The organism is Saccharopolyspora oryzae, from assembly GCF_027853915.1.
Taxonomy (GTDB): Bacteria; Actinomycetota; Actinomycetes; order Mycobacteriales; family Pseudonocardiaceae; genus Saccharopolyspora; species Saccharopolyspora oryzae.
The window spans coordinates 106,136-132,420 of sequence record NZ_JAQGLA010000013.1 but is presented as its reverse complement, the minus strand read 5'-3'; the positions used below and the strand labels follow the sequence as shown (position 1 = coordinate 132,420).

Below are 26,285 nucleotides of genomic sequence, written 5' to 3'. Positions count from 1 at the left end.
ACTTGCAGCTTCGATCACATCTCGGCCAGGATCACCACCGAATCGGACCAGTCGCTCCCGCGGATGAGCTAACACCCGGTGAGCGGGAGGAGTTGCGGGAACTGCGCAAGCGGGTGACGGACTGCAACCACGACCGTCTACATTCGACACTCGCCAACCGAACGCCATGCGAAACCCGCATCAGCAATCGTCAACAACACTTCCTCGCAGCCTGAAGCCCCGGTGTCCGCTCCCGGAGGTGGGACGTCACCATCAAGTTCCCGACCGACAACGGTCCCAACCCGCGCCTGCCTGCAGCCGCGGTCGAGCCGTCAATGCACTGTTCGCCACATTCCTTCCTGAAGGAGTTGGGGGTCTCAAAGGAGAGACTTCGCCTGTTGTTCCGCTTCTGGCCCCCTCGCCCGGACATCCTTCTTTCTCATGAAACCAATCCGTGCAGCAGCCAGGACCGGTCTCGTGCTGCTGTTCTTCGTACTCGGCCTCGGTGTGCAGCCCGCATACGCGCACGTGTCGCCAGAGCACGCTGAGCTCGTCGTATCCGCTAGGGACAACGTCACCAGCGGGAGGCTGATCGTCCATCGCGACTTGGTGTCGCCCGAGAACGCGGGTGCTTGGGCAACGCGTCTGCTGTCCTCCTCGTCCGCCTGCCCGGCCAGTGGCTCCGGCGTGGCCGGCGACAGCGGCGGAGTTCCCGGTGGCGTGGTGATCGAGCTGGCGTGGAGCTGCCACGTCGACGAGCTCGACCTGACCTCGATGCTGGCAGAAGGCGGACTGACGCAGGCCGTCGTCGAGTTCGACGGCAACACCGTCAATGCGACCGCGGCGACCCCGATCGTCGATGCGTCGGGCGCCCACGCGGCACCGTCGAGCGTCGTCCTGCCGTGGCTGGCCGTGGCGTTCGGCGCGGCTCTTGCCGTTGTCGCGCTGTTCACCATCCGATGGCTGCTCCGGCGTCGTTCGCAGGCCCAGCCCCCGTTGGCCCACCGCCCGATTCGACGCCGCAAGCAGCTGATCGCGGCCGGTACCGCCGTGGCGGCGGGCCTGGTTCCGGCCACTGCCGGCACGTCGTTCGCCACCGAAACGGCAGCCGCCGGAGAGCTGGTTTCCGTGCAGGGCACGGTCTTCGAGGATGTCAACCACAACGGCGTGCGAGACCCGGGCGAGGCCCCCATGCCCGGCGTTGACGTCACCGACGGCACCGCCTGGACGAAGACCGGCGCCGACGGCTCGTACACCCTGTCGATCGACCCGGCACGCCGGGAGACCGACCTCATCAGCATCGTCTCCCCGAACGGCTACACCCCCGCATTGCGCGAGGACTACATCCCGCAGTTCTTCCACGAGGTCCCGGAGGAGGGCGGCTCCGGCATCGACTTCGCCCTCGTGCCGGACGAGAACGCCGCCAACCCCACCGAGAAGTGGCTGATGAACTCGGACGTCGAGGTCAGCAACACCACGGACGGCGCCGCCGAGAGCGCGTCGAAGTGGTGGCCCAAGCAGGTCGAGGCGATGTCCGAGGTCGACGGCGCCACCATGGCGATCACGACCGGTGACAACACCGTGACCGACTACGCGGCTGAGCCGCGGCGTCAGCGCGGCTACGACATCTTGAGGAAGGGCCTGACCGAGGGCAAGCTCGGCATGCCCTTCTACCCCGTGGTCGGAAACCACGACGTCGGCGGCACCGCCACCTCCCAGGGCTATGGCGGCAGCATGGAGTACTACCGCCGCAACCTCGGCCCGGAGTGGTACAGCTTCGACCGCAACGGCCGGCACATCGTCGTCCTCGAGGACAACTACGACTCCAGCGGCCTGAATCCGCAGCTGGACTGGCTGCGCGAGGACCTCAAGCGCCACGCGGTCGGCAAGCAGGTGCTGGTCTTCGCACACCGCTCGCTGTTCACCCGGTGGGGTCCGGGGGCCGGCATGCAGCCGACCATCGACGAGCTGTCCAAGTACGACGTGCGGTTCTTCGCCGCGGGCCACAACCAGCAGGCGGAGTACCGCCGTGGTGCCTTCGACCGTTCGGTCGAGGTCAACAACCAAGGCGAGTACGGCATCGACGGTGCTCGCGCGGACTTCAAGATCCTCGACTTCAAGGGCATCTACGACGACCCGAGCACGAGGCGCAACGAGGACACCGGCTACGTGATGGGCACCCACCGCCAGTTCGACGTCCGCGACGCGGTCGGGCTGGTGAGCCCCGCCCAGGGCAGTGTGCACGGCAACAGCACCGGAATCCCGATCGAGCTGTACACCGAGGACGCCGGTCGCACCCCGGCCACGGCCTCGCTGACCATCCGCGACTCGCGCGGCCAAATCGCCTGGCACAAGGAGCAGATGAAGTTCGGTACCGAGGTCCGCAAGACCGGTATCGAGAACTGCTACACCTCCCCCGGCGGCACCCCGGAGCCCTGCCCGGAAGCCCGGACCTCCTGGACCCGGATCAGCGACGACCTCCCCGGTATGCAGCCGGGCACCTACACGGCTGAGATGACCGCGGTCGACACCCGCGGCAAGGCGTGGCCCACCGTCACCAACACCTTCACCGTGGTGCCCGAGGACAAGATCGCCGAGCCGAAGACCGGGCAGGACTGGCTGCGCCAGGGCCGCGACGAGGCGGGGCGCTCCGCCAGCGCCGACGACCCGGGCACCGAGCTCGACCTGCAGTGGGCGGCCAACACCGGCGAGCAGTTCAACCTCAACGGTTCAGTCGTGGTGGGCGGCAAGGTGATCGTCTCCTCCAGGGCGTTCGACTCGCCGAACCACGTGATGCTCGCCTACGACATCAAGTCCGGCCGCGAGCTCTGGCGCACGTACCTGGACGGTGACGCCGAGTCGGCGCCGACCTACCACGACGGCAAGGTCTACCTGACCACCGCCGTCGGCCGGATCTACGCTCTGGACGCCGAGGACGGCCACGTCGTCTGGCAGAAGATCGAGGACGAGCAGCAGCACGGCAACACCGTGCGCCGCTACGGGCGCGCCGGTGGTCCGGTCACCGTCTTCGACCTGAACGCCGAGCCGCGCTCCGTCGCCGTTTACCAGAACTGGAACAAGGTCCAGTGCCGGGACGCCAGGACCGGCGACCTGCTGGGCGGCTTCAACGGCGCGACGAGCTGGGGCCAGTTCCACAGCACGGCGGTCCGCCAGCCCGGCTCCGACATCGCCTACCTGCACACCGGTTCCAGCAACACGGTGGTCGCCGTGGACCTCGCGACCTGCGGCCAGCTGTGGGTGAAGGACACCAACGGCGACATCGCCAGCCACTCCTCCCCGGCCCTGACCGACCCGGCCAACGGGGACCCGCAGCTGGTGACGATGACGAACAGCGGCGTCCGCGGGCACGACCTCAGCACCGGTGCGGTGCAGTGGCAGGCACCGCTGGGCGGTGGCAGCGGCTGCGGCGAGAGCGGTCCCGCCCCGCTGACCAGCCCCGCGATCTGGGGCACCACCGCCTACATCGCCAGCCGCGACGGCGTCATCCGCGCCTACGACACCAGCGCGGCCGACCCGTCCAAGCCGCTGTGGGAGACCAAAGTCGGCTACCAGCCCGGCAGGAGTCCCGTGGGGTGCACCGGGGACCTCAACTCGCCCGCGATGCACGCCCTGGTCACCAAGGACCTGGTGTACGCGGGCACCCGCGACGGCCGCCTGGTCGTCCTGGACCGCGCCACCGGCCAGCTGCTGTCCGAGTACAACCTCGGCGCCGCAGTGACCTCGGCGCTCTCCGTCAGCGGTGACTACATCTTCGCCCTCACCGACGACGGGACGATCCACGCCCTGGCTGCCCGGCACTGACCAGCCACCGCGGCTGACCAGCCAATCGACACACCCAACCCTGCGGGCTGCTTCCCCCACCACGGGCAGCAGCCCGCAGGGCACTCCTGATCGGAACAACACCGTGCACATCAGCCAAGTCCGCTCAAAAGCCGCTCGCTTCCTCCTCGCCGGCGCGCTCGGGCTGACAACGTTGCTGGGCCTCGCCGGCCCGGCGGACGCACACCCCTTCGGCACTCCTCCGGTAGCCAGGATCGCCGCCGACGGAACCGCGGTCGAGGTCACCTGGTCTGCCGCGAACGACGACCTGGCCGTACTCCGGAAGGACGTCGACGCGGCCCACACGTCGGAGGCGCAGTACTTCGGCTCGCACATCCGGCTGAGCCAGGACGGCCAGTCCTGTCCCCTGGAGCACGCGGACACCGAGCGCCTCGCCCAGGACGGCGCCCGCCTCCACTACCTCTGCCCGAATCCGGTGACCACGGTCGCCGTGACCATCACCGCGCTGAACGGCGCCGACCCGAACTACCGCACGATCTCCGTCACGGATTCGGGCGGTGGCGGTCTGCACACGGCCGACGAGCCAACCCGGGCCATCGCGCTCGGCCCGTCCAGCAGCACCGACTCGCGTGCGGCGGCCGGGACGCAGGAGCCGTTCAACGTCTGGACCACGGATCTTTCCGCGCTGCTGGAGCACCGCATCGTGCTGCCCCTGGCGCTCCTCGTCGCAGCTGCGGTGGGAGCTTTTCACGCATGCGCCCCGGGGCACGGGAAGACGCTCGCTGCCGGCTTCCTCGTGGGCGGGCGCGGACGGGCACGGGACGCTGTGTGGCTGGGCGTGATCGTCGCCGCGATGCACACCGCGTCCGTCGCCGTGCTCGCCGTCGGATGGTGGCTCGCCAGCGAGAACGCCCCGGACATCGCGGCGCTGACGAGTTGGCTGCAGCTGATCGCTGCGCTGGTCGTGGTGGGAGTCGGGGTGGGGCTTCTCCGGCGCCACCTGAGCAACCGAGGCCACACGCACGGGCACGGGCACGGGCACGGGCACGGGCACGGGCACGGGCACGGGCACGGGCACGGGCACGGGCACGTTCTACCTGGCAAGTCCCTGCTCACCTGGCGCGGCATAGTGCTTCTCGGTACCTCCGGCGGTCTGCTCCCCTCGCCGTCGGCATTCCTCGTCCTGCTCAGCGGGCTGCTCACCGGCAGGGTCGCAGCTGCGGCGATGATGGTGGCCGCGTTCGGACTCGGCATGGCATTGACCCTGACCACCGTCGGCCTGATCGTGCTCCGCGGTCGCGACGAACTCCTGGCCCGCGCGTCCGACTCGCCGGCGCTGCACGCATGGACCCGGCGCGCACCCGTCGTCGCCGCCTCGGCCGTAGTGCTCGGTGGTGGTCTGGCATCCGTGCTCGCCGCAGGACGGGTCCTAGCGCCCTAGGGCTGCGACGAGAAGGCTCGCCGGTTGTGCGGGGGACGGCGAACGTCGGCCACCGAAATCTCATACCGGTGTGATCGTCCACTGTGGCCGGTGATGGGCCCGGTGACTGTTCACGACGGCGACTTCCGCAGATCAGCACAGGTCCGGGCCGCGTCCACGCGATCATGCTCGGGCGAAATCGGCCACCAGGGTCTCGTAGCTGATCTGCCCCTGCTGGACGGCGCCGGTCCGCACCGCGACCTCGATCATCAGATCGATCGCGTCCCTCGTGACCTTCCACTGCGGTTGCAGTTTCGGCACGACGTCCTCGGCGAAGTGCTGGATGTACTGCTTCGAGACGTCCAGGCCTCGCCCGTCGAAGCTGTCGGAGTTCAGCAGCTCGGCCGCCTCGTCCCGGTTGGCCAAGATCCAGTCCTTGGCTTCCCACTGCGCGGCGAGCCACGCCTTGCACGCGTCCGCGTTCGACTTCGCGTAGTCCTCGCGGGCGATGAGCACGTCGACCTGCTGTTTGCTGAGCAGCTCCGGAACGCCGGTGGTGTTGAAGTCGACGAGCACCTCGCCACCGGTCTGCGCTGCCATCAGGCGCGCGGTGGCGAACGTGATGCCGACGTAGGCGTCGATCTTGCCGGCGCTCATCTGGGCGATGGCCGGGGTGGTCTGCCCGACGGCGAGCGGGGTGATGTCCCCAGGGGACATTCCCGCCTGCTGCAGGGCCAGCCGGAGTTGCTTGTCGGCCCCGGCGCCGATCGCTGTGACGCCAACGGTCTTGCCCTTCAAGGACGCCATCTTCTCGGCGAAACTCGCCGAATCGGACGGCCACTGCCCCTTGTTGACCACGATCGAGTAGGTCGTTTCGGGAATGCGCATGCCGATGATGACGGGCCGGTCCCCCGGCCTGGAATTGGCGAAGGTCGTCATCGTGAGCAGCGTGTCCTGCATTTGCCCGTCGATCTGGCCGGCTGTCTGCAACTGCATCCCCTGGACGCCGCTGGACGGGTGCAAGAACTTCGGCACCTCCAGGTTGTACTTGCCGTAGTGCTGCTGGTCGAGGTTGACCGCGTCGATGAAGTAGTTGTCGCCAGGTGCCGTGGCGACGCGGAAGGGCGTCGGCTGCGGCGCCGCGCCTGCGGCTGTGCCGGTGGCCGACGAACCCGACGAGCCATCGCCGCACGCGCTGAGCAGGGTGCTCGCACCGGCGGCGAGAACCGACGCTCCGGCCATCCGGAGCACGGTGCGGCGGTTGGGCCGGGCGAGAGCGGACTGGGGATCAGTCGAGTCGTTGGATCGGATGTGCATGGCTCTACCTCTCTTGGGCGCGGGTGACCGGAGATCGTTCGCCTCGCGTCGGTTCGTTCGGTGCTGGTGAAGCGGGTCGACCGCCGTGGTCGTGCCTTGGCCGGTCACCGCGACGGCGCGAGCTCGGCCGCCAGTTCCCGGCGCATCTTCACGTGCTCGGCCGGCATCGCCACGGTCGTCCCACCGACGAACCGATCGCCGCGGAAGCACCGGATCGCGAACAGCCCGTCCGCCGGGCCCGTGGTGACTTCGGTGCGGTCGTACTCGGCCCGCGGGACGCCTGCCATCTGCACCTTCACCCCGGCCTGGTCGGTCCAGAACCACGGGACCGGTCGGTACGGCGCGTCCTGACCGACGATCTGCTTGGCCACGTGCAGAGCCGAATCCATGGCGTGCTGGACGGAGGTGAGCCGTTCCACCCGACCGTCGAGGGGAAACCGCGCGCAGTCGCCGATTCCGCTCACGTGCGGGTCGGACGTTCGCAGTCGGGAGTCGACCACGACCCCGCCGTCCACCACCAGCCCGGCCTGCTCGGCCAGTTCGGTCGACGGTGCTGAGCCGATCCCGACGACCACGAGGTCCGCCGAAATCCGCGTCCCGTCCTCAGTCGTGATCGACTCGAGCCGATCGTCCTCAGCGGTCCAGGTGACCACCGATCGTCCTAAGTAGAACTCGACGCCGCGTTCCCGATGCTTCCGCAGCAGGAAATCGGCGACCTGCGGTGGTACCGCGTGTTCCAGGATCGACGGCATGCGCTCCACGACGGTGACCTGGCAACCGAGGTCGATGGCCGCTGTCGCGATCTCCAACCCGATGAATCCACCGCCTATCAACAACATCGAGCGCGCATCGCGCAGACGGCCTCCCAGTGCGGTCGAGTCGCTCCGGTCGTGCAGGTGGAAGACGTTGCGCAGTCCGCGAAGTTCGCTGATCGATCGCGGGCGGGAGCCGGTGGCCAGCACGAGGTGGTCGTACGGCGTCGTCGTGCCGGATGCCGATGAGATCTCGCGGGAGGCGAGGTCCACGCCGGTCACCGGGTCCCCGAGCACGAGCGTCGCGCCGATCGATTCGTAGTGCGCCGGGTCGTGGAGCTCGACCAGTGCCGGGTCCGCATCCAGCAGGAACGCTTTCGACAGTGGCGGCCGCTGGTACGGCGGACAGGACTCGGCGCTGACGAGGGTCAGCTCGCCGGTGTAGCCGAGCCGCCGGAGGCTCGACGCCGCGTGCACCCCGCCCTGGCCCGCCCCGGCGATCACGACGCGGCGTATCGGCTTGCCGGTCATGGTGGTCAGGGCTCGACGATCTCGATGGCGGCCGTCGGGCAGGAGAAGACCGCCTCGTTGACGTCGGCGACCGCCTCTTCACCGACCTCGTCGACCAGCAGGGCCACGATGCCGTCCTCGTCCTGGTCGAACACCTCTGGCGCGGCCAGGACGCACTGCCCCGACCCGCAGCACTTGCCCGCATCGACCTTGAGCTTCATCGCACGCCCGCCTTCCGTTCGGTGGTCAGGTTCCTCATCGGTTGCCTACGGCTCCTCGATGTCGATCAGCGGGTCGCCGGCGTTGACCGTCGACCCCTCCTTGACGTGGACAGCCGTGACGGCACCGGCGCATTCGGCGAGGACGGGAATCTCCATCTTCATCGACTCGAGCACCACGACCGTCGTGTCCGGTTCGACGGGGTCGCCCGCGGAGACCAGGACCTTCCAGACGTTGGCACCCATGTCCGCATTGATCGTTTCCGCCACTGCCCTACCTCCCTGTTGATGCCGCGGCACGGCTGGTGACGGCCGCGACGATGTTCGTGTCATACCCACCGGCAGCGAACTCGGGGCTGTCGACGAGCTCTCGCAGGAACGGCAGGTTGGTGCGCAGCGGCCCGACTGCGACCCCGTCGAGCGCTTCCCGCGCGCGCTCCAGCGCGCGGTCCCTGTCCTCGGCGAACACGCAGATCTTGGCGATCAGCGAGTCGAAGTGCGGGGTGATCTCCAGCCCGGCCCGGTATCCGGCGTCGACCCGGATCCCGTCCCCGCTCGGCACTTCCCACCGCTCGATCGGTCCGGGGCTCGGGAAGAACCGCACCGGGTCCTCGGCGCAGAGCCGGAACTCGATCGCGTGCCCGCGCTGGTGGGGCGCGAACCCCGTGGTGACCGAACCGGTGACGGCGATGCTCAGCTGCTGCTCCACCAGATCGACGCCGTGCGTCATCTCGGTCACGGGGTGCTCGACCTGGATCCGCGTGTTCATCTCCAGGAAGACGAAGTCCTGCGTCCGCGTGTCGACCAGGAATTCCACGGTGCCCGCGTTGCGGTACCCGACCGCACGGGCCGCGCTCTTCGCCGCGTCGTGCAGCCGTTGCCGGACGAGCGGGTCGAGGCCCAACGCCGGGGATTCCTCGACGAGTTTCTGGTGGCGCCGCTGCACCGAGCAGTCCCGCTCGCCCAAGGTGAGGATCGTTCCGTCCGCCAGGCCGAGGACCTGGACCTCGACGTGCCGGGCTGATTCGACGAACCGCTCGAGGAAGATCCGGTCGGACCCGAAGCTGCGCTCCGCGATCGCCTGCGTGCGGTCGAACTCGTCGCGCACCGATCCGGCGTCGCGGGCGATCGTCATGCCGATTCCGCCACCACCGCCGGCAGCCTTCACCATGACCGGGTATCCGATGCGCTCGGCCTCCGCGACCGCCTCGGCAGCATCGGTCAGCGCTGCCCCGGCACCACCGCTGACCGGGACACCGGTGGCCGCGATGCGGTTTCGCGCCTCGACCTTGTCGCCCATCGCGGTGATCGCTTCCGGGTCGGGACCGACCCACGTCAGCCCCGCCTCCACGACTGCGCGGGCGAATCCGGCGTTCTCGGCGAGGAAACCGTATCCGGGGTGGACCGCATCGGCTCCCGACTCCACCGCGATGCGGACGATCTGATCGATGTCGAGATATGCGCCGACGGGCTGCTCCCCGGTGATCTCCCGGGCGATGTCGGCTTCGGCCGCGTAGGGCAGCTCGGCGTCGACGCCGTGGTGGATCGCGACGGTGCCGACGCCGAGGCGCCGAGCGGTCGCGATGATCCTGCGGGCGATCTCGCCTCGGTTCGCGACCAGCAGTCGCCGGGGGAATTGCCGAACCATCTTCACCCGCCTAGTAGCTCGTGGGCCAATTGCTGAGGTGGTGCTCGCCGACCCCGCCGGTGCGGTTCAGCGCGTTGTCCTCGAGGGCACCGAGGATGAACTCGCGGGTGTCCGCGGGGTCGATCACGTCCTGCACGCCGTAGACCCGGGCGACGTCGTAGCCGGTCGATTCCTTCGCCATCTCGGCCAACCGCCGCTCGTAGAGCTCCGGGTCCGCCGCCGCATCGATCCCGTGCACCACCCCGACCGCCGAGCGCGGGTCCATGAAGCTGACTTCCGCGGTCCACCACGCGGCCGTGGCGTCGGCCGTCCAGGCCCCGCCCATGTTGACGTAGCCCTGCCCGTAGTTCTTGCGCATCATGACCGTCACCTTCGGCACGGTCGCCAGCGACAGCGCGTTCATCCAGTTGATGACCTTGCCGACGATGCCGCTGCGCTCGCCGTCGACTCCGATCAGGAATCCCGGCTGGTCGACGAGGAAGACCAGCGGGATGTTGTACGAGTCGCACAGCACGAGGAAGCTGGTCGCCTTCGCGCACGCGGCCGCGTCGATCGCGCCGCCCTTGAACATCGGGTTGTTCGCGATGACCCCGACCGACTGGCCGTTGATCCGGCACAACGCGGTGACCAGCGACTTGCCGTACCGCTCCTTGACCGGGAACACGCTCCCCAGGTCGGCGATGACCTCGATGACCTTGCGCACGTCGTACACCTTCGTGCGTTCGTCGGGCACGATGTCGTGCAACTGCGCGCCGCGGTCGGCTGAGCCTTCCGGCACCGGTGCGATCGGCGGCGCTTCGTCGTTGTGCGACGGGAGGTAGCTCAGGAAACGGCGCACGAGGTCGATCGCCTCTTCATCGGTATCGGCGACCGCATCGGCGAATCCGGTGACCTCGGAGTGCAGTTTCCAGCCGCCGAGCTCCTGCCCGTCGACCTGTTGCCCGGTCGCTCGGCCGACCAGCCCTGGGCTGGAGACGGCCATGATCGCGCCCTTGCGCATCACCGCGAAGTCCGAGCTAACGGTGTGCCAGGCAGCCGAACCGAAGGAGTACCCGAATGCCGCCGACACCCACGGATTGGTGCGGCGGCGCAGGAACCGCGTCCGGTCGTCGGCGTTGCCGAGCCCGGTCCCTCCCATGACGTCGGGCATCCGCACGCCGGTCGACTCGGCCAGGTAGACCAGCGGCATCCCGCTGCGCGCGGTCAGGTCCTTGAGGTGCCCCATCTTCTTGTTGCTGACGGCTCCGGAGGACGCGCCCTTGACCGTGAAGTCGTACGCGATGACGCCGGCGCGGCGCCCCGTGATGAGCCCGGTGCCGGTCACCTTCCCGTCGGCGGGGGTCACGTGCTGGTCGGCGTCGATGTTCGACGTCGCGAACAGTCCCGTTTCGCGGAAGGAATCGGCGTCGAAGAGCCGGGCGACTCGTTCCCTGGCGTTGAGCTCGCCTTTCGCGGCCCGGGCCGCCAGCTTGCGTTCGCCGCCCATCGCCAGTGCGTGCGCGCGCCGCTCGGCGTGCCGGATTTCGTGATCGGTGGTCATGTCGTGGATTCGCCCTTCCCGGTCGTTCACGCGGTGGCGGTGCCGACGAGCGCGGCTCGGCGTTGCTGGAACTCGATGAGAGACCGCGCGACCCGGCCGGCTTCGTCCACCGAGCGGAAGACGGGCAAGCCGAGTTTTTGCGCCTGGCGCGTGTATTCGGCGACGGCCTGGTCCATGTCCGGCCGCCCGTCGCCTTTGAGCACGAGGTACTGCTGGGTCGCCGCGTCGGTGCGGGCGTGGGCCTCGGCGATGCTGCGGATGATCGTGCCGGTCACATCGCCGTACCGCTCGGCCAGGTTCCGCTGGATGATGCCGACGTTGAGGTGGGTGATGAGGATGGCCGGCGGTGCCTCTTCCAGCACGATGGACAGCAGGTCTCCGGCGATGGTGCCGCCGCCCACCGCGAGCGTGCCCGCCGGTGTGTCGATCGGGTTCGCCAGGCCGTTCCCGGGTGGCAGGCCGAGTGACTCGATCCGCTCGACCACCCGCTCCGGCAGGAGTGGGACGGAGAACCCGTGCCGTGCCAGCGCATCCGTGGCGAGCACGCTGGCACCGCCGCCGTTGCCGAAGAGGACCGCGTCTCGTGCGGCCGGGGGCGGGCCGACGACCTGGACGGTCGCGAATGCCAGCAGCACGTCGAGGAACTCGTCGAGCGTGTCCGTCAGTGCGATACCACCCTGCCGGCACACTGCCGGCCAGAGCCGGTGGTTGCCCGCGAGCGCGCCAGTATGGCTCGTCGCCGCCCGTGATCCGGCCGCGCTGCGTCCTCCGGCGAGGAGCACGACCGGCTTGTCGGAGCCCCGTCGGGCGAGCAGGTCCAGGATCGAGCGCGCCGCCGCGATCGACTCCAGGTACATGCCGACAACGCCGACGTCCGGGGCGTCGAGCATGAATTCGACGAGCTCGGCAGCGTCCACATCGGAGGAATTGCCGATGCTGGTGACGCTGTGGAAGGCGATCCCGCGCGCTGCGCCGAGCCGCAGCACGTCGACGCTGAGGCCGCCGCTCTGCGAGATGACGGCGACGCCGCCCGGGTCGAGCGGCGGGTCCGGGATGAAGCTGACCCGCGCCGCGGAGCTGTGCATCCCGAGGCAGTTCGGGCCGATGACCCGCGTGCCCTGCACCTGCATCCGCTGCACGAGGTCTCGTTCGAGCTCGACTCCCCCGGATACCTCGCCGAAGCCGCTGCTGATGATCTGGGCGAACGCGAGCTTGCCGGGATCGGTGGTCAACGCGTCCGCGACTGCCTCGGCAGGAAGCGCGACGTAGGCGTAGTCGACCGGTTCGGCCACCTCCCGCAGCGAGCGCTGCGCAGGGACCCCCTCGATCCGCTCGGCCGAGGGGTGGATCGGGATCACCGTCCCGGAGAAGCCCGCCCGCCGGAGTCCGGCGATGTACCGGTTGGCGATGTTCGACCCGCTCCCGCTCGCGCCCAGCACCGCGATCCTGCTGGGACGGAACAGGCGCTCGAAGGTGCCGTCCGCGGCGGGCCTTCCGGTGCCGCGTCCTGCCTCGGATCCCGCGTCGAGGACCATCCGCGCGTCGACCGCGACCGCCTGCTCGGCGTCGACGATGACCGGATTGAGATCGACCTCGACGACCTCCGGCGGCAGTGCCGAGAGCAACCCGCCTTCGCCGCCGAGCCGGAGGACCAGCGCCACCAGGGCGTCGATGTCGGCCCGGACCCCGCCACGCGCCCCGTTCAGCAGCGCGGATCCCTTGAGCTCCGACAGCATCTCGGTCACGTCCGACGCGGTCAGCGGGGCGATGCCGAACGAGACGTCGGCGAACAACTCGACGAAGATCCCGCCGAGACCGACCATGACGACCCAGCCGACCCCGGGTGTGCGCACCGCTCCGACGATGACCTCGTGGCCCGGGTCGGTCTTGGCCTCGACGAGGAAGCGATCGACCCGATGCCCGTGCGCGGCCAGTGCCGCGGTCATCGCCGCTGCCTCCGCGGCCAGGTCCTCCCGTGCGACACCGACGCGAACTCCGCCCGCATCGGACTTGTGGACCAGCGTCGGCGACACCGCCTTCAAGACCAGATCACCGTCGAGCCCGTTCGCCGCGAGGGCCGGATCGGAGTGCGCGGAGCCCGGCGGGACCGCGATGCCGGTGCTGCGCAGGATCTCCTTGGCCTCGGGCTCCGGCACGATTCGAGCTCCGGAGGCGACGAAGCCGGCTATTGCCGTTTGCAGCTGCTGCGGCAGCCGCGCGGAGTTCTCGATCAAGCGTCTTCCCTTCATCGGCACCCGGGTCGGGAGGCGGCTCGTGGTTGCGGCGAGTGTGACGGGACTCGCAATGCCCGGGGAATACCGCGAATCGTGGACCGGTGATGGCGGATCCCTATCGCGGCTGCCCACTCGCGCCGGTCCGGCACGTGCGATAGCCGGTCCCGATCGGTGCGCAAGCCGGTCGGGTCTTCCTCGCGCCTGAGCGGGCACGCATCATGACCGCAGCCGGGTCGTGGACGATTCCCGCACCGGCGTCCCGCACATCCCTGGATCCCGGCCCTGCAGCGAAGCAGCGAGGAGAACGCCGTGGAAGATCGCACAGCCGTCGAAGCCTCGAACGACCAGCGGGGAGAGTGCCCGCACCTGCGGCAGTTGTCGTTGGACCCGGCGCCGGAACAGCCGTTGGACGATCCCCCGTACTTCGGCGAACTGCGCGCCACCTGCCCGATCAGCCAGGTCGACCTCGGCGGCGGGACGATCTCGTGGCTGGCGACGAGGTTCGACGATGTGAAGGCGATCCTGTCCGACACCCGGTTCAGCGCCAACCCGATGACACCGGGCTTCCCGGTCCGCGGACTGCCCGGTTCGGACCACCCCATGGTCGCCGACAGCATGATCAGGCAGGATCCGCCGCTGCACACGACGCTGCGCCGGTGCGTGGTCAAGTACTTCACGCCGCGGGCCGTCGAGGGTTATCGGGACCAGGTCGAAGCCATCGTCGACGACCACCTGAACGCGCTCGCCGAGCAGTCCGGGCCGGTCGACCTCGTCTCCCAGTTCGCGCTCGCGATCCCGACAACGGTGATCACCCGGATGCTCGGCATCCCCATCGAGGACGCCCCGCGGTTCTTCGAGCTCACCGAGCGGCAGACGACGCTGTCCCTGTCGAAGGAGGAGATGTACCGCAACGTCGAGGAATTCCGCGCCCTCGGTCTCGAGTACGCGGCGCTGAAGGAGGCGAACCCTTCCGACGACCTGCTCAGCAACATCATCCGGGAGCAGTACGAAGTCGGCGGCATCACTCGTGATCAGCTCGCGGCGCTGATCACGATCCTCATCATCGGCGGGCACGACACGACCGCGGGCATGATCGGCCTGTCGATCTTCACCTTGCTGAAGCGGCCGGATCAGCTCGCGCTGCTGCTCTCCGGGGAACGGCGGTGGGACATCGCGATCGAGGAGCTGCTGCGCGTCCACTCCGTCGCGCGGATGGGGCCGCGCCGTGCCGCCACGGAGGACGTCACGATCGGCGAACACACCTTCCGCCAGGGCGAAGGCGTGGTCGCGTCCATCTGGTCGGCCAACCACGACGAGAGCAAGTACGCCCGCACCACGTGGGAGGACTTCGAGATCCCCACCGAGAAACCGCAGCACCTCGCCTTCAGCTTCGGCCAGCACCAGTGCGTCGGGCAGAACCTCGCCCGGATGGAGCTGATGGTCGCGCTGCCCAGGATCTTCGCGCGGTTCCCGGACATGCAGCTCACCGATCCCGAGGTCTCGCACCTGTCCTATCGGGACGATCGGGCGTTCTTCAGCCTCAAGGAACTCGCCGTCACGCTCTGATCCCACGCCGAAAGCCCGCTCGAAGCGCCTGCACGGGCTTCGAGCGGGCTTTCGGCGTGGCACTAGTGCTTGATGGCCCCGCCGTCGACGACGATCGTCTGACCGGTCACGAACGAGGCACCGTCGGACAGCAGGAAACGCACCGGCTCGACGAAATCATCCACAGTGGCCGCGCGTCCGATCGCCCGGCCGGCGATGTTCGCCGGCTCGGTGTGCGCGAAGTCCGCCGACAGCCCGGTGACGACCAGCCCGGGGGCTAGGACGTTCACCGTGATCCGGCGCTCGCCGAGCTCGGCGGCCATCGACCGGGCGAACCCGATGACGCCCGCTTTGGACGCCGCGTACGCCGCGATGCCCCCAGGGCCCTTGAACGCGGTCCCCGAGGAGAACAGCACGATCCGCCCGCCGTCGGACATCCGCGGCGCACACGCCTGGACGGTGGCCAGGGTGCCGTGCAGGTTGACGTCGAGGACCCGCGACCACTCCCCCGGCGGCATGTCCAGGAACGGTCCGGTGCGGCAGATCCCAGCGCAGTGGACCAGCCCGGACAACGGGCCGTCCACGCAGAGACCGGCGACGAGCGCCCCCAGACCATCCCGGTCGGTCACGTCGCCCTTGACGTACCGCGCACCTGGCACCGGGGCGTCGGGCGTCACCGCGTCCAGGACGACGACCGGCCGTTCCGCCGCGAGCGACTCGACCAGCCGGGCGCCGATGCCGGAAGCGCCGCCGGTGACCAGCAGCGGCCCGCTCATCGGGAGCGGCTCGCGACTACGTGCTCGAGGCTCTTGATCGCGTAGTCCAGGACCATCGACATGATGCCCATGAACAGCAGGACCGCGAACGACTCGGCGACCTTGAAGTTGCTGGTGAGCACGACCAGGCGCTGGCCGAGGCCGTAGTACGCGCCGACCATCTCCGACAAGACCGCACCGAGCACGGCGTACACCGCACCCAGTCGCAGCGCACCGACGATGCTGGGCAGCGCCGCCGGCAGCTCGATCTTCAGGAAGCGCTGGACGGGCGACATGGACAGCGACCGGGCCAGCTGCACGACGTCGTGGTCGATGCCGCGCAGCGCGCCGAGGGTCGACGTCAGCAGGACGAAGTACACGACGCTGCCGGCGACGAGCGCCTTGGGCCCGAAGCCGAGACCGAACCAGAGGATGAAGATCGGTGCCAGCGCGGGCCGGGGCAGGCTGTTGGCGAGCGTCAGGAACGGGGTCGCGGCCCGTTCGAGCACTTCGGACCGCGAGAACACGACCCCGGTCACGATGCCCAGGAGGCCGCCGGCCGCGAGGCCGGCGAGCGCACCGGCGAACGTCGCGGTCACGTCGGTCCAGAACGTGGCGTCCGCGAGCTGGTCGACGAGTCCCTCCGCGACTGCGTCGGGAGAGGAGATGAACAAGGGGTTGATGAGCCCGCGTTCGGATGCGAAGTACCAGCCGCCGACGAACACGATCGCGACCGCGCAGCGGATCGCCCACACCTGCAGCCGGACGCGGTTGCGGCGCTTGCGCCGTTCGGCGAACACCGCGTGTTCCATCGCGGAGCGGTCAGCGCCGGACAAGCCGCAGGTCGGCGCTTCCTCGCCGGTGGCTCTGTCCGAAACGGTGGATCGGCTCATGGGTCCTCCCGGATCCTGCGCGAACGAGAAGTGCTGCTACTCCGCCGCTTCCGGAGCGCGCAGCAGGTCGATGTCGGCGGGGGTGGCCGTGTGCGGCCCGCCGTTGACGATCACGGTCTGCCCGGTCAGGTACGCCGCTCCGGCCGAGCACAGGAACAGGCACACCGACGCGATGTCCTCCGGACGCCCGAGCCGGTTCATGGCGACGAACCGGGCGACTCGGGCTTCGACGTCGTCGGCCGCGAACCGCGACGCCGCGGTGACCACCGCACCGGGTTCGAGGCAGTTCACCCGCACGTTCAGCTCCGACCACTCCCACGCCATGGTCCGGGTGAGGGACGCGAGCCCGGCCTTCGCGGCCGCGTACGCCCCGCGCAGCGGGTGCGCATGACCGGCGGAGGCAGATCCGATGTTGACCACCGCACCGCCGCCCAGGCGCCGGAACGCCGGCAGGCACGCGGTCGCCAAGTGGAACGCGCCGCTGAGATTGGCCTCGATCATGGCGTTCCACGCGTTGACCGACAACTCCTCCAAACGCTTGCCGAAGTTGCCGCCGGCGTTGTTGACCAGGACGTCCACCCGCCCGAAGCGCTCCTCCGCCGCCGCGGCGATGTCGGCCGAGGTCTGCGGGTCGCGGATGTTGCCGGTGACTGCGACCGCGTCGCGTCCCCGCTCCCGCACGCGCGAGACCACGTCCTGCAGCGCCTCGGCCCGCCTCCCGTGGACGACCAGGTCGGCCCCGGACGCGGCGAAGAGATCGACGACTGCACCGCCGATACCGCCGGTCGCGCCCGTGACGACCGCAACCCGGCCGTGAAAGTCGAACTGCACTCCGCCGAACGGTGAAACCGATTGGTGCGCCGCTGTCATCGTGCTCCTCCGCGAGTCCGGTTCGAACCAGCCTCGCTACCGCGACCAGCTCCTCGCAACGGCCCACGGGCTATCAGCGCGATAGCTCCGCACACCGCCGATCCGTGTTGACAGCTGTGCGCTGGGTCACGGAGCATCACCGCACCGGCGTGGCACGGTGGGAAAAGCGGGCGATCAACCGCATCCGACGTATTCGGGCTGTTCCATGACGAGCATGTTCCCGAGAAGTACGCGACGTCGTCTCAGCCGCACCACGGTCCACCTCTCGACCCAGCGGAGTTGCCATGAGGCAGACCAGCACAGCGCATCCGAGGCCGGAAGCCGCAGACCGCGCTGAGGACCGCCGACCCCCCGATGGGAACCCGGCAGGGGCACCGATCGAGTTTCGCCGCGTCAGCCACAACTTCATCCACGGTCGGCGCGCGGTGCTCGTCCTGGAGGAGTTCGACCTCGACATCGGCGCTTCGGAGTTCGTCAGCATCGTGGGCCCGTCGGGCTGCGGCAAGACGACGGCCCTGTCGATGGCCGGCGGACTGGAACGACCGCGAGCGGGCACAGTGGCCCTGGACGGCAAGCCGGTCAGCGGCACCTCCGACGACGTCGCCTTCATGTTCGCCCGGGACGCGCTCCTGCCGTGGCGGCGGGTCCGCCGCAACGTCGAACTGGGTCTCGAAGTGCACAAGATCCCAGCGGCGGAACGCAAACGGCGCGCCGACGAGTGGCTGCGCCGCGTGCGGCTGGAGGAGTTCGCCGACTCCGACGTGCTGCACCTGTCACAAGGCATGCGCCAGCGGGTCGCGATCGCGCGCACGCTCGTGCAAAGTCCCCGCGTGGTGTTGATGGACGAGCCGTTCGCGGCGCTGGACGCCCAGACGCGCGCGAACCAGCAGCAGGAGTTCATCCGGCTCTGGGAGGCCGAACGCCCCACAGTCGTCTTCGTCACCCACGACCTGGAGGAAGCGATCCTGCTCAGCGACCGGGTGGTGCTCATGGCCGCGCGCCCCGGCCGGATCGTCGCTGACATCAAGATCGACCTGCCACGGCCGCGCACGCAGCGGATGCGCACCTCTTCCCCGGAATTCGCCGAATATCTGGAAACCCTCTCCGCTCGCCTTCGGGACGAGGTGACCGCGGCGGAGGAACGCCGTCAGGCGGACGAGGAGGCTTCCACATGATCGATCGGATCACAGCCCCGGACGGCACCAGCCTGGCCTACCGGGTCGTGGGGCACGGCCCGCGGCCCTTGGTGCTGGTGCACTCGCTCGCCCTCGACGGCTCGTGGTTCGAACCGCTCGCGGCGGAACTCGGGGACGAGTTCCGCTGCGTCCTCCCCGACCTCCGCGGCCACGGCGCCAGCGGCGGCACCCCGGACTCGATCTCATTGGACGCGCTCGCCGACGACGTAGCGCTCATCGCCGAGCGGCTCGGCCTGACCCGTTTCCCGGTCGTGGGGATCTCGCTCGGCGGGATGGTCGCCCAAGCGCTCGCCCACCGCCACCCCGATGCCGTCGCGGCCGCGGTTCTCATGGCGACGACCGGCGCGTACGACGACAACGCGAGGGCCGGTGCTCTCTCCCGAGCGGAGGCCGCCCGAGCACCGGGTGGACTGGCTGCGCTCGCCGACATGACGATGACCCGCTGGTTCGGTGAGTCGCATGGCTCGGATCCGCTGATCGCCCGGGCCCGGGACCAGTTCCTCGCCGGCGATCCCGCGATCCACGGAGCGTTCCTGGAGGCGATGACCGCCGTCGGCGTGTTCGACGTGCCGACGTGGGTGCCCGCGCGGGTGATCGGCGGCGACGACGACGTGAGCACGCCGCGCGCGGTCATCGAGAACCTGCACGCGCGAATCCCGCACTCCCAGCTGAGATTCGCGCCCGGCGGTCATCTCGCCGCGTTCACCCACCCCGCGCCTGTGGCCGCGCTGCTCCAGGACTTCCTCGAATCGCCTTCCACGCACATCGACGCCTCGAAGGGTGCCCGCGTTGTCTGATTCAGCCCAGCCGTCCCCGGAGGAGTTGCTCCACCACCTGCGGGCGGCGCAAACACCGGCGCTGCTGATGCTCGTCGCGCACCTCACCGACGACCCGTCCGTGCTCCGCCCGCAATGGCGCCCGAACCCGGACCTGCTGCCCGCGATCGTTCTCGACGCGCAGGAGGACGCGGAAGCCCGGGCGTTCTGCATGGCGACGCTCGAGCCGTACCTGCAGAACATCGCCGAGTGGCCGGTCGAACCGTCCGCAGCGGTCCTCCGGGCGATCGCCGAATGGGCGCTCGACCGCTCTGCGGACGAAGACGCCGAACTGCTGCGCGTCGCGTTCGTCCCACCGGGCACCGATCCTCGCGCTCCTAAGTGGACGAAGGACCAGCTCGATCCGGCGCGACCGATGCGGGTCGCGATCGTCGGGGCCGGCCTGTCCGGTCTGCTGGCCGGGCTGCGGATGAAGCAGGCCGGCGTGGACTTCACCATCATCGAGAAGAACGGCGACGTCGGCGGGACGTGGTACGAGAACGCCTATCCCGACTGCCGGATCGACGTGCACAGCCACATCTACACCTACTCCTTCTTCCCGCACGACTGGCCGTCGTACTTCTGCAGGCAGAACGTGATCCACGACTACCTCCGGGCATTCGCCGAGCAGAACGGACTGGTCGAGCACATCCGCTTCGGCACCGAGGTCTCCTCGGCGACCTGGGACGACTCGCGGCAGCTGTGGTCGGTCACCACCACCGGGCCGGACGAGCGCTCCCGGACCGAGGACTTCACCATCGTCGTGTCCGCGGTCGGCCAGCTGAACCGCCCGATGATCCCGCGCATCGACGGCCTGGACACCTTCGACGGCCCGGCGTTCCACACCGCGCAGTGGGACCACGACGTCGACCTCACCGGCAAGCGGGTGGCGATCATCGGCACCGGTGCGACCGGCGTCCAGGTGGCACCGGCGATCGCGCGGTCCGCAGCGTCGCTGACGATCTTCCAGCGCAGTGCGCCGTACCTGCAGTCGACGCCCGAGCTCCGGCAGGAGATCCCCGAGGACGAGCGCGCGCTCCTGCGGGAGGTTCCGCTGTACCGCGCTTACTACCGCTTCTCGATCTTCCTCCCGAGAGCGATCGGGCGCCTCGCCGCCGCCACCGTGGACCCGGCGTACCCGCCCACCGAACGGGCCGTGTCGGCAGCGAACGAACGGCTCCGCGCACTGCTGACGGACTACTTGCTCGGTCAGGTCGAAGACCGGCCGGACCTCGCGGCGAAGATCGTCCCGGACTACCCGCCGGGCGCCAAGCGGATCATCCGCGACGACGGGACCTGGATCGACACGCTCAAGCAGGACCACGTCGAGCTGGTCACCGAAGACATCGCCCGCATCGACGGGAGCGGGATCCACACGACCGACGGCCACTACGTCCCGGTGGACGTCATCGTCTTCGGAACCGGCTTCAACGCCTCGGACTTCTTGATGCCGATGAAGGTCACCGGCTCGGGCGGAGTCGACCTGCACGAGTCGTGGGGCGTCGACGCGTGCGCCTACCTGGGCCTGACCGTTCCGGACTTCCCGAACCTGTTCTGCATGTACGGCCCCAACACGAACCTGCTGCTGCACGGAAACCTGGTGCTGTTCATCGAATGCCAATCGGTGTACATCCTGAGCGCGATCGAGCAGTTGCTGGAGACCGGCAAGTCCTCCTTGTCGGTGCGCCGCGACGTCTTCGAGAAGTACGCCGACGAAGTGGCCGAAGCGAGCGCGCAGCGCGTGTGGGGATGGTCCAAAACGCACAGCTGGTACCAGAACGCGGAGGGCCGCTCGACCATCATGTGGCCGCTGTCGGCGCACCGGTACATCAGCAGCACCCAGGCCGTCGATCCCGAGCAGTACGAATTCCGCTGACCGCACCGTCCTAAGGAGACCTGTCTCGCCGTGATCACCGAGAAGAGCACCGTCGTCAACGATCTCGAGACCCGCTACCTCATCGGGGGCGAGGGCCGCGGCAGCACCGTGGTCTTCCTCCACGACGGCGCGTGGGGTGCGTCCTCGGACGTCACCTGGGGCGGGGTGTTGCCGCTCGCGGCGCAGACGCACCGCGTCATCGCTCCGGACCTGCTGGGATTCGGCGGTTCGGCCAAAGCCGTGCGGCTGGATCAGTCGCCGTTCGGATTCCGGTTGCGCCACGTCTACTCCCTGCTCGACCAGATCGATGCGAGCGGCCCGATCCACCTGGTCGGCAACTCCTTCGGCGGCTCCATCGCCCTCCGCGCACTCCTCGACGAACGGTTGAGCGGACGCCTGGCCTCGGTCACCTCGATCAGCGGAACCGGCGGCCCCTGGCGCAGCGCGACGAGCGCCGAACTCGGCAGCTACGACGGCACCCGCGAGGACATGACCAGAATCGTCCGGCTGCTGTGCGACGACTACCCGGGCATCGAGGAGCAGATCGACGCGCGGATGAGGTGGGCGGCGATGCCCGGCCACTACGCCGGGATGCTGGCACCGCACGCGAAACCACCAGAACCCTTGCGGACCGCGCGTCCGGCCGATCCCTACCCGGAACCGTTCGCGGAGGTCACGACGCCGGTCCTGGTCTTCGACTGCGCGGGCGATCCGCTGGTCGAGCGGGGCTGGGTGAAGCACCTGACCGACCGGTGCCAGACGGTGACCGTTGCCCCCGTGCCCCACAAGCACGCGCCGAACATCAGCCATCCTGAACAGACGTGGAGCTTCATCGCCGACTTCGTGAGGGGAGCGTGAAACCGTGTTCGACGATCCCCACGACGCCGTCGCCGCCCCGAACGTCCCGCACGACCGGCTGTTCCGGCTCGACGGCAAGCGGTACGCCGTCCTGGGCGGCGCTGCCGGCATCGGCGAGCACGTCGCGCGCACGCTCGCTTCCCGCGGCGCGAAGCTGCTGCTCGTCGACGTCGACGAGCAGGCGCTGGACCGCCTCGCCGGCGAACTCGACGCCGACCGGTTCGTCGCCGATGTTTCCTCCGAGGACGGCGCGCGGTCCCTGGCCGAGTTCGCCGCCGGCGCACCGCTGCACGGATACGTCGACGTCATCGGCCAGATGCAGCGCAAGCCGCTGCCCGCCTTCACGCTCGCCGAGTGGGAAAAGGATTTCCGGGTCAACCTGACCCACGCGTTCCTCGCCGCCCAGCACCTGGCTCCGATGCTGGCGCGCCCGGACTCCTCGATCGTCTACGTCTCGAGCATCAACGGCACGCGCGCGGGCAGCTACGCCGCAGGGTACGGCCCGGCGAAAGCGGCGCTCGAGGGATGGGTGCGTCAGCTGGCCGACGAGTACGGGCCGGAAGGGATCCGGGTCAACGCCGTCGCACCCGGGCTGTTCCTGTCCCCCCGCTTCCTCGCCGGAGCGCACGCCCGCACGATGATCGAGCAGTTCAGCGGCAAGACGATGCTCCGGCGGCTGGGTCAGCCGTACGAGGTCGCCGCGACCATCGCGTTCCTGCTCACCCCGGCTGCCGGCTACATCACGGGTGCGACGATCCCGATCGACGGCGGGGCGCGCGCAGTCGACGCGACCGGCCTCGACCTGCTCTCCCGCTGAGTCCTGGGCCCGCGGGGATCGTCGGCATAGGATGACCGGATCGACGGCAGCGGCGCCGTCGATCCGGCGGGAGTAGGGGTCGAGCGTGAGATTCGAGCAGTTGCGCTACCTCGAGGCGGCGCTTCGCACCGGCTCCTTCCGCCAAGCGGCCCACGAGCTCGGCGTCTCACAGCCGACCATTACCAACCAGGTGCAGCGGCTCGAAGAGGACCTCGGCGTCGTCCTGGTGCTGCGAGGAACGCACGGCGTCCGCCCGACGGATGCCGCCGAGCGGATCCTGGCGCACGTGAAGTCGGCGATCCGGGCTGAGGACCTGCTCCGGCAGGAAGCCAGCGCGATCGATGGCCTGAAGATCGGCAAGGTGACCCTCGGCACGGTGGCGATCGGAAGCATGCGGGTGCTGCCGCACGTGGTCCGCGAGCTGCACGAGGGGCATCCGAACATCCTGTTCGAGGTCTCCGAAGGCGGGACCTACCTCGTGCGCGACGGTGTCCTGAACGGGAACTTCGACATCGGCCTGATCACCCGGATCCCGCTGCCCGGTGAGCCGCCCGACGACGAGCGGCTGCACTACATCGACCTGATGACCGGACGGCTGGTCCTGTGCGTGCCCGACTCGCACCCGCTGGCGCGTGCGGAGACCTTCGACGTCGACGACTTGGCCGGGGAACCGCTGATCTTCTTCACCGAGGGCAGCATCCTGCGGAAGGCGTTCCAGGAACTCATCACCGGCATCGACGCACGCATCGTGTACACCACCAACGGCGCCGAAACCGCGCAGCGGATGGTCCGCGCCGGGGTGGGGATCGCGATCGCGAACACGCTCGCGCCGTCGACGATCAGCGGCAACGGGGTGACGTTGATCCCGATCAACAAGCCGTGGGCCCAGACGACGCTGTCCGCGATCGTGCGGCTCGGGGAAATGCGCGGGCGGGTCGTCGACACCTTGCTGCGCCAGATCCGGGCGTCCACCCCCTCGGCCGGGTGGGCATAGCGCGGAAAGGCTGGTACGGCGATAGCCGTCGGCTTCTTCTGCTGCGGCTGGTCCGCTCTTTACAGTCCGAGTCCATGAAAGCCGTACACATCCGGGACCTGGACGGGCCGTCGACCGTCGCCATCGTGGACCTCCCCTCCCCTGCCCGCCGGGAGGACGAGGTGCTCATCGACGTCCACGCGGCGGGCGTGGCCTTCCCCGAAGTGCTCCAGACCAGGGGTCTCTACCAGGTCAAGCCGGAGCTCCCGTTCATCCCGGGTGCCGAGGTGGCCGGAGTGGTCGCGGAGGCACCGCCAGGAGCGTCGGTGCGAGCAGGTGACCGGGTCGCTGCTCTGCCGTTCCTCGGTGCCTTCGCCGAACGGGTCGCCTGTCCCGTGGACGCGACGTTCCCCATCCCGGACGCGCTGGGCTTCGAATCGGCAGCGGCGATACCGTTCAACTACCTGACGGCCCACTTCGCGCTTCGCCGCCGTGGCCGCATGTCGTCTGGTGAGGCAGTGCTCGTGCACGGTGCCGCCGGAGGCGTCGGCAGCGCGGTGATCCAGGTCGCGAAGGCCTTCGGCGCGGGATCGGTGATCGGCGTGGTGTCGACGCCGGAGAAGGGCCGGACAGCGCTCGCCGCAGGGGCGGACGAGTACGTGCTCGTCGACGGTTTCAAGGACGCGGTCAAGGAAGCGACCGGCGGTCGAGGCGTCGACCTGGTCGCCGACACCGTCGGCGGTGACCGCTTCACCGATTCGCTGCGCTGCCTCGCCGCCGACGGGCGGATGCTCGTGATCGGCTTCACCGCCGGCGCGATCCCCGAGGTGAAGGTCAACCGCCTCCTGCTGAACAACCTCGACGTGGTCGGAGTCGGTTGGGGCGCATACGCCAAGGCACGCCCGGGTTACCTCCTCGACCAGTGGGCCGAGCTCCTGCCGAAACTCGAATCCGGTGCCATCACCCCGCCGATCGGTGGAAGCTACGCAGTCGGCGAAGTCCGCGAAGCGCTCGAAGCCATCGAACGCAGGCAGGCGATGGGCAAGCTCGTCCTCCGCTTGCGGGAATGACCACTTCGGTTGACCGCTGTCCGCCCACCGCAAATCAGAACGGGAATGCGCTCTGAAGCAGTCGAAACCAGCGACTTCAAGAACCTCCCGAACCCGGAGCCGCACGGGCGCCGTAAGTCCGGTGTCGCAGTACAACGTCCAAGCGTCGTCAGTCTCGAACTCTTAGAACGCGTGCTCGTACTCCCCGACCATGCCGCCACGCTGATCGACGACGGGCTGCCCTCGTTCGGCGGCGTCGTCGCGACCACCCGCCCGACACCTGCTACCTCCACCATCAAGACCGTCAAGTGCGCCGACGCGGTCAGCGGGTAGCGCCTACCCGGCACGTACACCGCAGCGGCGCGCGCGGTGAGGTTCTCACGGTCCGGGACGACCGCCGCAGCATCACGACATCACCAACCCGCCGCAGATGTTGACGCTCTGCCCGGTGATGTAGCCCGCATCCTCGGAGAGGAGGTGGACGACGGTCCGGGCGATCTCTTCGGGGGCTCCCAACCGGCCCAGCGGTACCCGACGCAGGTACTCCGCGCGGAGGGTGTCGACCGGTTCTCCCGTCATCGAGCTCAGGTCGTCGAAGATCCCGTCAAGCATCGGCGTGCGGGTGACCCCCGGACAGACCGCGTTGACCCGGATGCCGCGAGGCGCCAAGGCGTAGGCGAAGGTCCGGGTCAAAGCCAGCACCGCCGCCTTGGATGCGTTGTACGGCGCCCCGTGCACGTTGGTGGCCATTTTCCCGGCCACCGAGGCGATGTTGACGATCGCGCCGCCGTCGCTCAGCCGGTCGGCGTAGGCCTGCATCAGCAGGAACGGGACTTTGGCGTTGATACCCAGCACCGAGTCCCAGTCGGACTCGGTGGTGGTGGCGAGGTCCTTCGTGACGGAGATTCCGGCGGCGTTGACGAGGAGATCGATCGCACCAACGTCCTCGATTATCCGGCGCCGGTCGGCTGCCGAGGTGAGATCGCCGGTCACGAACTCGATGCCGTCGAGCGTGCCGGACCCCGGCCTGTCCAGGTCCACTCCGATGACCTCGGCGCCGCGGGACGCAAGTTGCGCGGCGACTGCACCACCGATACCGCCGGCAGCTCCGGTGACCATGGCGCGTCGAGAACGAAACGTAGGTCTTGCGTTCACGGGCGGTTCCCTCTTCATGTGATGACTGCCTTGCGGCTCGCTACCGCAAAGGCGAACGTCGCTG

22 protein-coding genes are annotated in these 26,285 nt (G+C 69.2%); 10 read left to right on the top strand and 12 right to left on the bottom strand.

The window, feature by feature from the left end:
* The first annotated feature begins 420 nt into the window (after window positions 1-420).
* Together OU415_RS12095 and OU415_RS12090 are read left to right on the top strand one after the other, a co-directional pair.
* A complete protein-coding gene (locus tag OU415_RS12095; protein ID WP_270948763.1) occupies window positions 421-3,801 on the top strand; it encodes an outer membrane protein assembly factor BamB family protein in 3,381 nt (1,126 codons plus the stop codon).
* A 103-nt stretch (window positions 3,802-3,904) separates the two neighbouring features.
* Entirely contained in the window at window positions 3,905-5,221 is a 1,317-nt protein-coding gene (locus OU415_RS12090) for a hypothetical protein (protein ID WP_270948762.1), read from the top strand.
* Between the two features lie 162 nt (window positions 5,222-5,383).
* Here the strand turns inward: OU415_RS12090 and OU415_RS12085 are convergent, their stop codons facing one another.
* The 7 genes from OU415_RS12085 to OU415_RS12055 all read right to left on the bottom strand — a co-directional run bounded on the left by OU415_RS12085 (window position 5,384) and on the right by OU415_RS12055 (window position 13,419).
* On the bottom strand, window positions 5,384-6,517 hold the full coding sequence (locus OU415_RS12085) for an ABC transporter substrate-binding protein (RefSeq protein WP_270948761.1): 1,134 nt from the start codon (window positions 6,515-6,517) through the stop codon (window positions 5,384-5,386).
* 104 nt (window positions 6,518-6,621) lie between these two features.
* Window positions 6,622-7,800 (bottom strand): NAD(P)/FAD-dependent oxidoreductase, encoded by a 1,179-nt coding sequence (locus tag OU415_RS12080; RefSeq protein WP_270948760.1) that lies wholly within the window; start codon window positions 7,798-7,800, stop codon window positions 6,622-6,624.
* Between the two features lie 5 nt (window positions 7,801-7,805).
* Window positions 7,806-8,000 (bottom strand): ferredoxin, encoded by a 195-nt coding sequence (locus OU415_RS12075; RefSeq protein ID WP_270948759.1) that lies wholly within the window; start codon window positions 7,998-8,000, stop codon window positions 7,806-7,808.
* A 45-nt stretch (window positions 8,001-8,045) separates the two neighbouring features.
* Window positions 8,046-8,267 carry a biotin/lipoyl-binding carrier protein gene (locus tag OU415_RS12070; RefSeq protein WP_270948758.1) on the bottom strand — a complete coding sequence of 74 codons (222 nt, stop codon included), beginning with the start codon at window positions 8,265-8,267 and terminating at the stop codon, window positions 8,046-8,048.
* A gap of 4 nt (window positions 8,268-8,271) precedes the next feature.
* Window positions 8,272-9,645 carry an acetyl-CoA carboxylase biotin carboxylase subunit gene (locus OU415_RS12065; protein ID WP_270948757.1) on the bottom strand — a complete coding sequence of 458 codons (1,374 nt, stop codon included), beginning with the start codon at window positions 9,643-9,645 and terminating at the stop codon, window positions 8,272-8,274.
* A gap of 10 nt (window positions 9,646-9,655) precedes the next feature.
* Window positions 9,656-11,185: an acyl-CoA carboxylase subunit beta gene (locus OU415_RS12060; RefSeq protein WP_270948756.1), complete on the bottom strand. Its 1,530-nt coding sequence runs from the start codon at window positions 11,183-11,185 to the stop codon at window positions 9,656-9,658.
* A gap of 26 nt (window positions 11,186-11,211) precedes the next feature.
* Complete coding sequence (locus tag OU415_RS12055; RefSeq protein ID WP_270948755.1) at window positions 11,212-13,419, bottom strand: acetate--CoA ligase family protein; 2,208 nt, start codon at window positions 13,417-13,419, stop codon at window positions 11,212-11,214.
* 309 nt (window positions 13,420-13,728) lie between these two features.
* On the opposite strand from OU415_RS12055, the gene OU415_RS12050 reads away from it, so the two are divergent.
* Window positions 13,729-14,985 (top strand): cytochrome P450, encoded by a 1,257-nt coding sequence (locus tag OU415_RS12050; protein ID WP_270948754.1) that lies wholly within the window; start codon window positions 13,729-13,731, stop codon window positions 14,983-14,985.
* 62 nt (window positions 14,986-15,047) lie between these two features.
* On the opposite strand, the gene OU415_RS12045 is transcribed toward OU415_RS12050, so the two are convergent.
* Genes OU415_RS12045 through OU415_RS12035 form a run of 3 tightly spaced genes read right to left on the bottom strand, consistent with a single transcriptional unit; the run spans window position 15,048 to window position 17,443 of the window.
* Window positions 15,048-15,740, bottom strand: a complete 693-nt coding sequence (locus OU415_RS12045; protein ID WP_270948753.1) for an SDR family NAD(P)-dependent oxidoreductase — start codon at window positions 15,738-15,740, stop codon at window positions 15,048-15,050.
* Window positions 15,737-16,612, bottom strand: a complete 876-nt coding sequence (locus OU415_RS12040; RefSeq protein WP_270948752.1) for an ABC transporter permease — start codon at window positions 16,610-16,612, stop codon at window positions 15,737-15,739. Before OU415_RS12040 ends, OU415_RS12045 begins: the two co-directional genes overlap by 4 nt.
* 36 nt (window positions 16,613-16,648) lie before the next feature.
* Window positions 16,649-17,443 (bottom strand): SDR family NAD(P)-dependent oxidoreductase, encoded by a 795-nt coding sequence (locus tag OU415_RS12035; protein WP_270948751.1) that lies wholly within the window; start codon window positions 17,441-17,443, stop codon window positions 16,649-16,651.
* Window positions 17,444-17,766: 323 nt separating this feature from the next.
* On the opposite strand from OU415_RS12035, the gene OU415_RS12030 reads away from it, so the two are divergent.
* The 7 genes from OU415_RS12030 (at window position 17,767) to OU415_RS12000 (ending at window position 25,087) form a co-directional block, all read left to right on the top strand.
* A complete protein-coding gene (locus OU415_RS12030; protein ID WP_270948750.1) occupies window positions 17,767-18,657 on the top strand; it encodes an ABC transporter ATP-binding protein in 891 nt (296 codons plus the stop codon).
* Entirely contained in the window at window positions 18,654-19,475 is an 822-nt protein-coding gene (locus OU415_RS12025) for an alpha/beta fold hydrolase (protein WP_270948749.1), read from the top strand. Before OU415_RS12030 ends, OU415_RS12025 begins: the two co-directional genes overlap by 4 nt.
* Window positions 19,468-21,369, top strand: a complete 1,902-nt coding sequence (locus OU415_RS12020; protein ID WP_270948748.1) for a flavin-containing monooxygenase — start codon at window positions 19,468-19,470, stop codon at window positions 21,367-21,369. The genes OU415_RS12025 and OU415_RS12020 overlap by 8 nt, the downstream gene beginning before the upstream one ends.
* A 30-nt stretch (window positions 21,370-21,399) precedes the next feature.
* The gene (locus tag OU415_RS12015) at window positions 21,400-22,227 is read left to right on the top strand and encodes an alpha/beta fold hydrolase (protein ID WP_270948747.1); all 828 of its coding nucleotides are present in this window, start codon (window positions 21,400-21,402) and stop codon (window positions 22,225-22,227) included.
* Window positions 22,228-22,231: 4 nt separating this feature from the next.
* Window positions 22,232-23,044 (top strand): SDR family NAD(P)-dependent oxidoreductase, encoded by an 813-nt coding sequence (locus tag OU415_RS12010; protein WP_270948746.1) that lies wholly within the window; start codon window positions 22,232-22,234, stop codon window positions 23,042-23,044.
* Between the two features lie 85 nt (window positions 23,045-23,129).
* Window positions 23,130-24,038: a LysR family transcriptional regulator gene (locus tag OU415_RS12005; protein WP_270948745.1), complete on the top strand. Its 909-nt coding sequence runs from the start codon at window positions 23,130-23,132 to the stop codon at window positions 24,036-24,038.
* A gap of 74 nt (window positions 24,039-24,112) precedes the next feature.
* On the top strand, window positions 24,113-25,087 hold the full coding sequence (locus OU415_RS12000; RefSeq protein ID WP_270948744.1) for an NADPH:quinone oxidoreductase family protein: 975 nt from the start codon (window positions 24,113-24,115) through the stop codon (window positions 25,085-25,087).
* Here OU415_RS12000 and OU415_RS38350 read toward each other — a convergent pair.
* Window positions 25,000-25,413 (bottom strand): hypothetical protein, encoded by a 414-nt coding sequence (locus OU415_RS38350; RefSeq protein WP_408641841.1) that lies wholly within the window; start codon window positions 25,411-25,413, stop codon window positions 25,000-25,002. The genes OU415_RS12000 and OU415_RS38350 overlap by 88 nt on opposite strands.
* A 58-nt stretch (window positions 25,414-25,471) precedes the next feature.
* Window positions 25,472-26,185 (bottom strand): SDR family NAD(P)-dependent oxidoreductase, encoded by a 714-nt coding sequence (locus OU415_RS11990; RefSeq protein ID WP_270948742.1) that lies wholly within the window; start codon window positions 26,183-26,185, stop codon window positions 25,472-25,474.
* Window positions 26,186-26,285 lie beyond the last annotated feature (100 nt).

Coding starts and splice junctions, on each gene's coding strand:
- OU415_RS12095 (WP_270948763.1), top strand. CDS start 421: ATGAAACCAATCCGTGCAGCAGCCAGGACCGGTCTCGTGCTGCTGTTC.
- OU415_RS12085 (WP_270948761.1), bottom strand. CDS start 6,517: ATGCACATCCGATCCAACGACTCGACTGATCCCCAGTCCGCTCTCGCC.
- OU415_RS12080 (WP_270948760.1), bottom strand. CDS start 7,800: ATGACCGGCAAGCCGATACGCCGCGTCGTGATCGCCGGGGCGGGCCAG.
- OU415_RS12075 (WP_270948759.1), bottom strand. CDS start 8,000: ATGAAGCTCAAGGTCGATGCGGGCAAGTGCTGCGGGTCGGGGCAGTGC.
- OU415_RS12065 (WP_270948757.1), bottom strand. CDS start 9,645: ATGGTTCGGCAATTCCCCCGGCGACTGCTGGTCGCGAACCGAGGCGAG.
- OU415_RS12060 (WP_270948756.1), bottom strand. CDS start 11,185: ATGACCACCGATCACGAAATCCGGCACGCCGAGCGGCGCGCGCACGCA.
- OU415_RS12045 (WP_270948753.1), bottom strand. CDS start 15,740: ATGAGCGGGCCGCTGCTGGTCACCGGCGGCGCTTCCGGCATCGGCGCC.
- OU415_RS12040 (WP_270948752.1), bottom strand. CDS start 16,612: ATGAGCCGATCCACCGTTTCGGACAGAGCCACCGGCGAGGAAGCGCCG.
- OU415_RS12030 (WP_270948750.1), top strand. CDS start 17,767: ATGAGGCAGACCAGCACAGCGCATCCGAGGCCGGAAGCCGCAGACCGC.
- OU415_RS12025 (WP_270948749.1), top strand. CDS start 18,654: ATGATCGATCGGATCACAGCCCCGGACGGCACCAGCCTGGCCTACCGG.
- OU415_RS12000 (WP_270948744.1), top strand. CDS start 24,113: ATGAAAGCCGTACACATCCGGGACCTGGACGGGCCGTCGACCGTCGCC.
- OU415_RS11990 (WP_270948742.1), bottom strand. CDS start 26,185: ATGGTCACCGGAGCTGCCGGCGGTATCGGTGGTGCAGTCGCCGCGCAA.